Annotated in this window: 10 protein-coding genes; 4 read left to right on the plus strand and 6 right to left on the minus strand. The window is 70.1% G+C overall.

Annotation, left to right across the window (positions count from 1 at the left end):
- Positions 1-774: arsenic resistance protein (locus LQV45_RS10705; protein ID WP_230007000.1), on the plus strand; the 774-nt coding region annotated here is incomplete at its 5' end.
- 12 nt (positions 775-786) lie between these two features.
- Here LQV45_RS10705 and LQV45_RS10710 read toward each other — a convergent pair.
- Complete coding sequence (locus LQV45_RS10710) at positions 787-1326, minus strand: gamma carbonic anhydrase family protein (protein ID WP_230007001.1); 540 nt, start codon at positions 1324-1326, stop codon at positions 787-789.
- Between the two features lie 137 nt (positions 1327-1463).
- Here LQV45_RS10710 and LQV45_RS10715 point away from each other — a divergent pair, with 137 nt between their 5' ends.
- Positions 1464-1949 carry a Dps family protein gene (locus LQV45_RS10715; RefSeq protein WP_230007002.1) on the plus strand — a complete coding sequence of 162 codons (486 nt, stop codon included), beginning with the start codon at positions 1464-1466 and terminating at the stop codon, positions 1947-1949.
- 125 nt (positions 1950-2074) lie between these two features.
- Here LQV45_RS10715 and LQV45_RS10720 read toward each other — a convergent pair whose 3' ends face one another.
- The 5 genes from LQV45_RS10720 to LQV45_RS10740 all read right to left on the minus strand — a co-directional run bounded on the left by LQV45_RS10720 (position 2075) and on the right by LQV45_RS10740 (position 7022).
- Positions 2075-3571, minus strand: coding sequence for an amidohydrolase (locus LQV45_RS10720; RefSeq protein WP_230007003.1), 1497 nt, complete (start codon positions 3569-3571; stop codon positions 2075-2077).
- A complete protein-coding gene (locus LQV45_RS10725; protein WP_230007004.1) occupies positions 3568-4200 on the minus strand; it encodes an FMN-binding negative transcriptional regulator in 633 nt (210 codons plus the stop codon). The genes LQV45_RS10720 and LQV45_RS10725 overlap by 4 nt, the downstream gene beginning before the upstream one ends.
- Before the next feature lie 18 nt (positions 4201-4218).
- Positions 4219-5208, minus strand: a complete 990-nt coding sequence (locus LQV45_RS10730; RefSeq protein ID WP_230007005.1) for an Fpg/Nei family DNA glycosylase — start codon at positions 5206-5208, stop codon at positions 4219-4221.
- Positions 5208-5750 carry a ribose-5-phosphate isomerase gene (locus LQV45_RS10735; protein WP_230007006.1) on the minus strand — a complete coding sequence of 181 codons (543 nt, stop codon included), beginning with the start codon at positions 5748-5750 and terminating at the stop codon, positions 5208-5210. Before LQV45_RS10735 ends, LQV45_RS10730 begins: the two co-directional genes overlap by 1 nt.
- Before the next feature lie 84 nt (positions 5751-5834).
- On the minus strand, positions 5835-7022 hold the full coding sequence (locus LQV45_RS10740; protein ID WP_230007007.1) for a ferrochelatase: 1188 nt from the start codon (positions 7020-7022) through the stop codon (positions 5835-5837).
- 126 nt (positions 7023-7148) lie between these two features.
- On the opposite strand from LQV45_RS10740, the gene pepN reads away from it, so the two are divergent.
- Both pepN and LQV45_RS10750 read left to right on the plus strand, forming a co-directional pair.
- Positions 7149-9698: an aminopeptidase N gene (gene pepN / locus LQV45_RS10745; RefSeq protein ID WP_230007008.1), complete on the plus strand. Its 2550-nt coding sequence runs from the start codon at positions 7149-7151 to the stop codon at positions 9696-9698.
- 130 nt (positions 9699-9828) lie between these two features.
- Entirely contained in the window at positions 9829-10740 is a 912-nt protein-coding gene (locus LQV45_RS10750) for an ABC transporter ATP-binding protein (RefSeq protein WP_230007009.1), read from the plus strand.
- Positions 10741-10849: the final 109 nt, after the last annotated feature.

Raw genomic sequence — 10849 nt, forward strand, 5'->3', positions numbered from 1 at the left:
CGCTTCGTCTCGGCGGCCCTGGTGCTGAATTTCGTTCTCGTCCCGGTCGTGGTCTTCGGCCTCTCGCGGTTCGTTGCGCACGATCAGGCCCTCCTCGTCGGCGTGCTGCTCGTGCTGCTGACGCCGTGCGTCGACTACGTCATCGTGTTCACGCGCCTCGCCGGAGGCGCGGCGGCGAAGCTGCTCGCCGTCTCGCCGGTGCTCATGCTGCTGCAGTTGGTGCTTCTGCCGGTCTACCTGGGGATGATGGCTGGTCTCGACGTCCTCGGGACGGTCGACACGGGACCGTTCGTCCAGGCGTTCGTCCTGTTCATCGCGCTCCCCCTCGGTCTCGCTGCCTTCACCCAGTTCTTGGCACGCCGATTCTCGCTCGCCCGACGCGTGGAGAAGACGATGGATGCCGGCATGGCACCGATCATGACGGTGACCCTGGCCGTCATCGTCGCCGCGCAGGTCGACGTCGTGCGCGCGAACGCATCTGCGCTGTGGGGCCTGGTGCCGATCTACGTCGCCTTCCTGGTGATCGCTGCCGCCCTCGGCATCGTCGTCGCGCGGGTCCTGCGTCAGGACGTGGCATCTTCTCGCGCTCTGATGTTCTCCGCAGCGACACGGAACTCGCTCGTCATCCTGCCGCTCGCTCTGGCCCTCCCCGCGCCGCTGGCTCCCGCCGCCGCGGCGGTCGTGACCCAGACGCTCGTAGAGCTGGTGGGGATGCTCGTGATGGTGCGGGTGGTCCCGCGTCTCGCCCGTCGAGAGCGCCTCGCGCCGGACTGAGGACGAGGGAGTTCAGCTGGCGGGCCGCGCTTCCGCGTGCCGCTCCGCGTGAGTGAGGTAGGTCTCGGCGTTCCGCAGGATCCCCTCGCGCTCCTCGGCGGTCAGCGCGCGCCGCACCTTCGCCGGCACGCCCGCGACCAGGGACCCCTCCGGGATGACGGTGCCCTCGAGCACGACCGCTCCCCCGGCGACGAGGCATCCGGGGCCGATCTCGGCGCCCGACAGCACGACGCTCCCCATCCCGATGAGGCTGCCGTCGCCGATCGTGCACCCGTGGACGACGGCATTGTGCCCCACCGACACGTCGGCGCCGATGGTGACGGGGCGTCCCCGGTCGACGTGGACCGACACGTTGTCCTGCAGATTGCTCCGCGGACCGAGCACGATCGCGGCACTGTCCCCGCGGACGACGGCGTTGTACCAGACGCTCGATCCCTCGCTCAGCGTCACTTCTCCCACGACCCGGGCACCGGATGCCACGAACGCGGTCTCGTGGACCGTCGGGGCGGCGTCGGCGAGGGCGAGGACCGTGGCATCCGAGGCGATCGTCATGCTGTGACACTACCGCCAGGTAAGGCGAGGATTGCCTCGCCACCAGGGATTTAGCCGAGCCTCATCTTGCTTGCGGAATGCTCCAGCGTGAGTAGCGTTGCTGTCAACACGACTTCAGCATTACCCGAGGAGATCTCATGAGCACCGTTCAGACGCCCGCCGCCACCACCGTCGACTCGACCATGGCCTCCAGCACCGCGCAGTTCCTGTCCCCGATCGTCCTCGGCCTCGAGGCCCTCGTCGTCAACGGCAAGCAGGCGCACTGGCACGTCCGCGGCGCGAACTTCATCGGCGTGCACGAACTGCTCGACACCGTCGTCGCCCACGCGCAGGACTGGGCCGACCTCGCCGCCGAGCGGATCGTCGCCCTGGGTCTGCCGATCGACGCGCGCCTCTCCACCGTTGCCGCCAAGGCCGCCCAGACCGCCGTCCCCGCCGGTTTCGCGCAGTCCGACGTGGTCATCCAGGCCGTCATCGCCGACATCGACGCCGTCCTCGTCGACATCCAGACCGCCATCGACGGCCTCGACGAGACCGATCTGACGAGCCAGGACGTCGCGATCGAGATCAAGCGCGGCCTCGACAAGGACCGCTGGTTCCTCTTCGCGCACCTCGCGGCCTGAGTTCTTTTTGAAAGGGGGCGGTGCTTCGGCACCGCCCCCTTCGCCGTTTCGCGGCGTGAGGAGTCAATTTCTGTCGCCTGAGTCGCCCGGAGGCGACAGAAATCGACCCCTCACGCGCCAGCGGGTCAGGGCGCGTGCGTGACGCGACCCGCGAGGAGCGTCGTGCGCACCGGCATCGCGCGGAGACCCGCCTCGTCGGCCGCGCGAGGGTCGGCGTCGACGATCACGAGGTCAGCCGATGCGCCGGGGGCGACCTCCGCCGGCGCCGTCGAGCCGCCGACCGTGGATGCCGCGATCGCGGTGTCGATGTCGATCCGCTCGTGCGGCTGCCAGGCGTCGCGCCCGTCGCGGGTACGGAAGACCGCCGAGGCCATCGCGGCCCACGGGTCGAGCGGCGACACCGGAGCGTCGGAGCCGAAGCGGAGATTGGCCCCGCTGTCGGCGAGGGCCCGCAGCGGATAGGCCTGAGCGGACTGCTCGGCCCAGATGGCATCCGTCATGTCCCGATCGTCGAGCGCGTGCTCGGGTTGGACGCTCGCCGCGATCCCGAGCCGAGCGAAGCGCGGAATGTCCGCGTGCGCGACCAACTGCGCGTGCTCGATTGTGCCGACGGCACCGGTGCGGGCGTAGGCGTCGAGGGCGTGGGCGTTGGCGAGGTCGCCGATCGCATGGATCGCACAGTCCAGGCCCGCGGCCGTCGCGCGGGTCATGAGATCGACGAGCTCATCGGGAGGGATCGTGAGGAGCCCGTGGTTGTGCACGTCGCCCGGGTAGTGGTGCGCGCACGCCGCGGTGCGCGTGCCGAGCGATCCGTCGGTGATCGCCTTGAGCGGGCCCACACGCACGAGGTCGTGCGCCGCCCCACGCACGGGATAGCCCGTGCGCAGGCCTTCGGCGATGGCCCGGTCGAGATGCTCCGGATACGTGCCGTACGACACGCGCAGCGCGTCGACCCCCCGCGCCGCTCGGCGCTGCCACGCTTCGTCGTTCCACGTCATGTCGAGATCGACGAGCCCCACGACCCCCCGCGCGGCGGCAGCCCGCGCCATCCGCTCGACGGCCCGATCGGCGATCTCGGGGTCGACGGCGTTGATCCGCCGGGAGATCTCGAAGGCATCCTCTTCGCGGAGCATTCCGGATGCCGGGGGCTCGAAGCCCTCGCGACGGAACGCGGCGGAGTTGAGCCACACGCTGTGGACATCGGCGTTGACGAGGTACGTCGGAACCTCGCCAGTAGTGGCATCCAGGAGCTCGAGGGTCGGAACGTCGTCCCAGAGCCCATCGCGGAAGCCCACCCCCACGCGCCGCCCGTCCACGGCGGGGACGCGTCCCATGATCCCGGCGGCCTCCCGCGCCGACGTGGTGTCGCCCAGGGCGGTGCGGTCCGCCGACAGCGCCCACTGCAGAACGTGGACGTGGTGGTCCCACAGCCCCGGGAGGAGCCAGCCGCCCGCACCCTCGACGACGTGCCCGCGCGGACGAAGATTGCCGGTCGGAGCGATGTCGACGATGCGTCCGCCGAGGATGACGAGATCGACGGGCTCGTCGGGCGTCGGCAGGAACTCCCGGCCCGGGCCCGCGACGCGCACGGCGCGGAGGAACCCCGCGGTCTGGCCGATCATGCGCGCGGACGCGCGTCGGCGGCGCGGCGCATCTCGGCGGCGAGTTCTGGATTGGCATACGGTGCCCGGCCGAGACCGTCGATGATCGTGTCCATGACCTCGGCGGACCGGTTCTGGCTGAGCTTGCGCTTGGCCGCCACGCGCGTCGGGGTCAGGCGGAACCCGACGGTGCCGCGCTCCAGGCGCTCCACGAACCCGGCGTCGTTCGGCGCGCGGTAGAGGCCCCGCGCGTCGTCGCCGTCGCCCTCGAACCGCGCGACCAGCCGATCGAGAATGCGCAGGTTCTCGTCGGGCGAGAGAAGCTCCGGGATGCCACTCAAGTGGGCCGAGACGAAATTCCAGGTCGGCACCGCCGCCACATCGCCGTACCACCGCGGGGACACGTAGCCATGAGGGCCCTGAACGACGACGAGAAGCTCGTTCTCGCCGAGACCGAGGATCACGTCGTCCGGCTTGCCGACGTGGCCCACGATCGTCAGGTCGTCACGGTCGTCGTCGAGCAGGACGGCGTAGTGAGACGCCACCAGGCCATCCGCACCGGACGAGACGAGGGTGACCCACGGATGGCGGTCGATGAGGCGCCGGATCTCACCGACGTCGGTCATCGCGAAGCTCGGATTCTGACGCACCGGATCAGCCTAGAACGCTCATGCCTGGCAGCTCGGGCACCAGTACAGCTTGCGTCCCGCCGCCTCTTCCATCAGCACCGTCGTGCCGCAGATCCGGCACGGCAGGCCGGCTCGGTGGTACACCCAGTGGCGGTCGTCGCGATGCGCCATCGCGCGACGGTACGCCTCGGGATCGAGGTCGTCCATCGTCATCATCTGGCCGGTCTCGACGCCGATCGCCAAGAGCCGCACCCAGTCGTGCCAGATCTCGCGCACCGTGTCTTCGGGAACGTCGCGGCCCGGGGTGTGGGGGTTCTGGCGTGCGCGGAAGAGGATCTCGGCGCGGTACACGTTGCCGATGCCGCTGACGACCGCCTGGTCCATCAGGAGCAGGCCGATCGCGGTGGGCTTGCGCCGCACGGTCGAGACGAACCGTTCCTCGGCCTCGGCGAGGTCGTCGACGAGCGGGTCGGGGCCGAGCTTGGCGATCGTCGCGGCGACCTCGTCGGGCGTCTGCAGCGCGCACGTCGTCGGTCCGCGCAGGTCGGCGCACGTCGCCTCGGTCAGCAAGCGCAGACGTACCGCGCCCACGACCGGGGGCGGCCACTCGGTCTGCTCCTCGAGTCCGGTGGTCTGCTCCGACATGCGCACGCGGGCGCGGCGCGGAGCACCGATCGAAGTGAGGGAGTTCTCGCCGGCGGCATCCAGGATCGGCACGTCGAGGAGCGTGCCGCGCTGATTGGTCTGGCCCATGCGACCGTTGGCCGCCGCGATCGTCGCGTCGACCGCGACCTCGCCGGAGAAGTCCCACGCTCCGTACATGCCGAGGTGGACGCGCAACCACACGTCGCCGTCGAAACGCAGGAACATCTGCTTGCCGACCGCGCGGACCTCGAGGGCCTCGCGGCCGTCGATGACCGAGGCACCCTCGACGAAGCGGCCCTGCGGGCTGGATGCCGCCACGGTGCGGCCCACGATGTTGCGATCGAATTGGCGCGCGATGCGGTGGACGGAATGCCCTTCGGGCATCAGCCTGCCTCGGGGTCGAAGGAGTCGCTCGCGTCGAGGACGTCGGGCGTCGCACTCCCCTCGCGCGGGTCGGGCAGCAGAATGCCGTCCTGCTCGAAGGCGGCGAGCTGTGCGATCCGGCGCGCGTGGCGCTCTTCGCCCGAGAACGGCGTTGCGATGAAGCGGTCGATGAAGGAGACGGCCTCATCGAACGTGTGCTGACGGGCGCCGATCGCGATCACGTTCGCGTCGTTGTGTTCGCGCGCGAGCTCGGCCGTCGCGATGCTCCAGACCAGCGCGGCCCGCACACCCGGCACCTTGTTCGCCGCGATCTGCTCGCCGTTGCCGGAGCCGCCGAAAACCACGCCCAGAGTCTCGACGCCGTCGGCCTGGTCTCGCACGACCGCTTGAGCGGCGCGGATGCAGAAGGCCGGGTAGTCGTCGAGCGGGTCGTACTCGATCGGACCGTGATCGACGACCTCGTGGCCCTGCGAGGCCAAGTGGTGCTGCAGCTGGGTGGAGAACTCGAGACCGGCGTGATCGGTGCCGATGTGAATGCGCATGCGCTCATCTTATTGAGAGCCTCGGACACCCCGGGCGCACACGACGAAGCCGCCCGGTGCGGACACCGGGCGGCTTCGGTCGAGTCAGGGGCGCAGGCCCGCAGCGACCGGCTTGAAGCCGGCGCGGATGTTCTCGCAGCAGCCCGGGCGGCACACGTCGTACCAGGGACCGAGGTCGGTGACGTGGGGGCGCTCGGACTTCGGCGTGCCCGCCAGACGCTCCTCGACGAGGTCGACCAGACCCGACACGTACGCCGGGTCGACGCCCGGGGTCGGCGTGCGGACGGCCCGGATGCCGGCTTCTTCGGCCGCCTCCATCGCCTCGGTGTCGAGGTCCCACAGCACTTCCATGTGGTCGCTGACGAAGCCGAGTGGCACGATGACGACCGCCTCGGCTCCGCGACCGGGGAGCTCGGCGATGACGTCGTTGACGTCGGGCTCGAGCCACGGCTGCGAGGCCGGGCCGGAGCGGGACTGGTACACCAGCTCCCACTCGACGTCGGCCACCGCGGCGGCGACCTCGGCCATGACGTACGCAGCGACGGCCTTGTGCTGAGCCTCGTAGGCGCCGCCTTCGCCGAAGTCGACGTCCCGCGGGCCGGAGCGCTGCGCGTCAGCGATCGGGATCGAGTGGGTCGAGAACAGCACCCGGATCTTCTCGGCGGCGATGCCGTCGGCGACGTACGCCGACACGGCATCCTTCACGCCCTCCACGAAGGCTGAGACGAAGCCGGGGTGGTCGAAGAACTGGCGGACCTTGTCGATCGTGACGGTCTCGCCGAGTCCGGTGGCCTCCAGCACGCGGGCGTAGTCCTCGCGGTACTGGCGGCAGCTCGAGAAGGAGCTGTAGGCGCTCGTCGCGATCGCGAGGAGCGTGGTGTGGCCGGCGTCGGCCGCTTCGGTGAGCGCTTCTTCGAGGTACGGAGCCCAGTTGCGGTTGCCCCAGTACACGGGCAGATTCACCCCGCGCCGGGCGATCTCGGCCTCGAGCGCCGCCTTCAACGCGCGGTTCTGGGCATTGATGGGGCTCACGCCGCCGAAGTGACGGTAATGATGGGCGACCTCTTCGAGTCGCTCATCGGGGATTCCGCGCCCGCGCGTGACGTTGCGCAGGAACGGGATGACGTCGTCCTGTCCTTCGGGACCGCCGAAGCCGGCGAGGAGGATGGCGTCGTACGCCACGGGCGTCTCGACCCATTTGGGTCCGGATGCCGCGGCGGGAGACGCGTACAGGACGGTCTCGGGGCTGGTGTCCGTATCGATCGTGCTCACCCCCACATCTTTCCACCTACGCGGTGAGCCCGGCCGTGGGATGTCTCGACAGTAGGCTTATACGGTTGTCGTCGGCGCCAGCAGCGTCATCCGCGACGATCCACCCTCATCCACGGGAGAACGCCAGTGCCAGGAGAGAACCTCACCCGCATCGAAGCGCAGGAGCGCCGCGCGATCGTCGACACGCACGAGTACGACGTGCACCTCGACCTGACGCGGGGCGACGAGGTCTTCGGTTCGGTCACGACCGTCCGCTTCGCCGCGACCGAGGGCGCTTCGACCTTCATCGACCTGATCGCCCGCGCGGTCAACTCGGTGACGCTGAACGGTCGCACGATCGACCCCGACACCGCGTTCGCCGACTCGCGTATCGCGCTGGACGGACTCGGGGCCACGAACGAGCTCGTCGTCGACGCCGACTGCGAGTACACCAACACCGGCGAGGGCCTGCACCGCTTCGTCGACCCCGTCGACGGCGAGGTGTACCTCTACTCGCAGTTCGAGGTGCCCGATTCGCGGCGTGTCTTCACGGTGTTCGAGCAGCCCGATCTCAAGGCCGAGTTCACCTTCACCGTGACCGCTCCCGCCGCGTGGAAGGTCGTCTCCAACTCCCCCACTCCCGAGCCGATCGAGCTCGGTGACGGTGCGGCACGGTGGGAGTTCCCGCCCACGCCCCGCATCTCCTCGTACATCACCGCGCTCGTCGCGGGCCCCTACGAATCCACGTTCTCCGAGCTCACGAGCGCCGACGGCCGCGTCATCCCGCTCGGTGTCTACGCCCGCAAGAGCCTGTGGCAGTACCTGGATGCCGACTACGTCTTCAACAAGCCCCGTCAGGGCTTCGCGTACTTCGAGGAGAAGTTCGGCTTCCCGTACCCGTTCGCCAAGTACGACCAGCTGTTCGTCCCCGAGTTCAACGCGGGCGCGATGGAGAACGCCGGCGCCGTCACGTTCACTGAGACCTACGTCTTCCGGAGCAAGGTCACGGATGCCGTCAAGGAACGTCGCGTCGTGACGATCCTGCACGAGCTGGCTCACATGTGGTTCGGCGACCTCGTGACCATGAAGTGGTGGAACGACCTGTGGCTGAACGAGTCGTTCGCCGAGTGGGCGTCGACGATCGCGACCGCCGAAGCCACCGAGTGGAAGGCCGCGTGGACGACCTTCAACGCGATGGAGAAGACCTGGGCCTATCGCCAGGACCAGCTCCCCTCGACGCACCCCGTCGTCGCCGAGATCACCGACCTCGAAGACGTCCAGGTCAACTTCGACGGCATCACGTACGCCAAAGGCGGGTCGGTTCTCAAGCAGCTGGCCGCGTGGGTCGGCATCGAGGAGTTCTTCGCCGGTGTCGCCGCGTACTTCCAGAAGCACCAGTGGTCGAACACCGAGGTCGGTGACCTCCTCGCCGAGCTCGAGGCCACGAGCGGCCGCGACCTGGGCGACTGGGCGAAGAAGTGGCTCGAGACGGCGGGCGTCAACACGCTCTCGCCGCTCATCGAGCAGGACGAGCACGGGTCGATCACGCGCTTCGCGATCGTCCAGACCGCACCCTCCGACTACCCGACGATCCGCCCGCACCGCCTCGCGGTCGGGTTCTACTCGCTCGACCGGTCCGGTCGCCTCGAGCGGGTGCACCGCGTCGAGCTCGACGTGGACGGTGACCGGACCGAGGTGCCCGAGCTGCGCGGCATCCGTCGTCCCGACCTCGTGCTCCTGAACGACGACGACCTCGCGTACGCGAAGATCCGTCTCGACGAGCGGTCGCTGGCCACGGCGATCGCGCACCTGAAGGACATCGCCGACCCGCTGGCTCGCTCGCTCGTCTGGGGTGCCGCGTGGGACCAGACCCGGGATGCCGAGTCCTCGGCGACCGACTACATCGACCTGGTGCTGCGCAACATCGGCGCCGAGACGGAGTCGACCACCGTCCGCACGACCCTCGCCCAGCTGCAGCTCGCCGCCAACAGCTACGTCGCCCCCGCGAAGCGCGCGGAGGCGCGCGAGCGGGTCGCCGACGGGCTGTGGGAGCTGGCCCAGGCTGCCGAGTCCGGCAGCGACAGCCAGCTGCAGTTCGTGACGGCCTTCGCGTCGGCCGCGGCCACTCCCGCCCACGTCGAGACCGTCCGGGCGCTGCGCGACGGTGACACCGTGCTCGAGGGTCTCGAGATCGACACCGACCTGTCGTGGCAGCTCCTCGTGGCCCTCGCCGCGGGCGGATCCGTCACCGCGGCCGACATCGACGCGGCGCGCGCGGCCGACAACACGGCCAAGGGCGGCGAGTTCGCGGCCCAGGCCCGGGCCGCCCTGCCCTCCCACGAGGCGAAGCAGGAGGCGTGGAGATCGCTCGTCGATCGGGCGGACGCACCGAACACGATCGTGCGCGCGGCCGCTCTCGGCTTCACCCACCCGGCCACGGTCGACGTGCTGGCCGACTTCGTCGAGCCGTACTTCGCGATGCTGATGCCGATCTGGGAGAGCCGCAGCTACCAGATCGCGCAGTACCTCATCGTGGGGCTGTACCCCGCGGCCCTGGCGAACCGCGCGCTGCGTGACGCCACCCGCGCCTGGCTCTCGTCGCACTCCGACGCGGCGCCGGCGCTGCGCCGCCTGGTGAGCGAGAACCTCGCGGGCGTCGAGCGCGCGCTCGCGGTGCAGGAGCGCGACGCGCAGTAGATCGGGTCCCCGTACGCCCCCTCCCGCTCCGGCGGGAGGGGGCTTACGTACGTCTGGAGATGTACGCACGGGTCAGAGATCAGCCCTGCGGGGGACGCGCCGGCGTGGGGGTGATTCCTAGCCTGGACACATGATCGTCGCAGACCACCTCACCAAGCGCTACGGCACACGCACGGCCGTGTCCGACGTCTCCTTCACCGTGCCGCCGGGCCGGGTCACGGGCTTTCTCGGGCCCAACGGCGCCGGCAAGTCGACCACGATGCGCATGATCGTGGGGCTCGACCGCCCCACCGCCGGCAGCGTCTCCGTCAACGGCACCCCCTACGGCCGCCTCGCGGCTCCCCTCACCGAGGTGGGTGTGCTGCTGGACGCCAAGGCCGTCCACACCGGGCGCTCGGCCCGCAACCACCTCCGGGTGATGGCGGCCACGCACGGCATCGACCGCCGTCGCGTCGACGAGGTCATCGACCTCACCGGCCTCGCGTCGGTCGCCGACAAGCGGGCCGGCGGATTCTCGCTGGGCATGGGGCAGCGTCTCGGGATCGCCGCGGCGCTGCTCGGCGACCCCCACACCCTCATCCTCGACGAGCCGGTCAACGGGCTCGACCCCGAGGGCGTGCGCTGGGTGCGCGAGTTCGTCCGTCACCTGGCGGCCGAGGGACGCACCGTGCTGCTCTCCAGCCACCTCATGAGCGAAATGGCCCAGACGGCCGACCACGTCATCGTCCTCGGCCGCGGAGCGGTCCTCGCCGACGCGCCGCTGAAGGACCTCGTGCGGTCGTGGACGTCCGAGACCGTCCTCGTCCGATCTCCCGACCTCGCGCGTCTCGTCGACGTCCTCTCCCCGACCGGGGTCACCGCGACCCTCGACGCGCCCGGGGTGGCCAGCCTCACGGGGGCGAGCGCCGCCGACATCGGCGATATCGCCGCCCGCCACGGCATCCCCCTGCACGAACTGACCCCGCGCAACGGTTCCCTCGAGGACGCCTACCTCGCCCTGACCGACGACGCGATCGAGTACAAGACGAAGGAACTCGCATGACCGCCCTGACCTCCCCGCGCCGCGCGACGTTCACCCGGGCCGCCAGCGGGCCGACCTTCCTCCGCAGTCTGCGCAGCGAGCTGCTCAAGCTCACGACCGTGCGTTCGAC

The organism is Microbacterium sp. Bi128, assembly GCF_918698205.1.

Coding starts and splice junctions, on each gene's coding strand:
- LQV45_RS10710 (WP_230007001.1), bottom strand. CDS start 1,326: ATGACGATCGCCTCGGATGCCACGGTCCTCGCCCTCGCCGACGCCGCC.
- LQV45_RS10715 (WP_230007002.1), top strand. CDS start 1,464: ATGAGCACCGTTCAGACGCCCGCCGCCACCACCGTCGACTCGACCATG.
- LQV45_RS10720 (WP_230007003.1), bottom strand. CDS start 3,571: ATGATCGGCCAGACCGCGGGGTTCCTCCGCGCCGTGCGCGTCGCGGGC.
- LQV45_RS10730 (WP_230007005.1), bottom strand. CDS start 5,208: ATGCCCGAAGGGCATTCCGTCCACCGCATCGCGCGCCAATTCGATCGC.
- LQV45_RS10735 (WP_230007006.1), bottom strand. CDS start 5,750: ATGCGCATTCACATCGGCACCGATCACGCCGGTCTCGAGTTCTCCACC.
- LQV45_RS10750 (WP_230007009.1), top strand. CDS start 9,829: ATGATCGTCGCAGACCACCTCACCAAGCGCTACGGCACACGCACGGCC.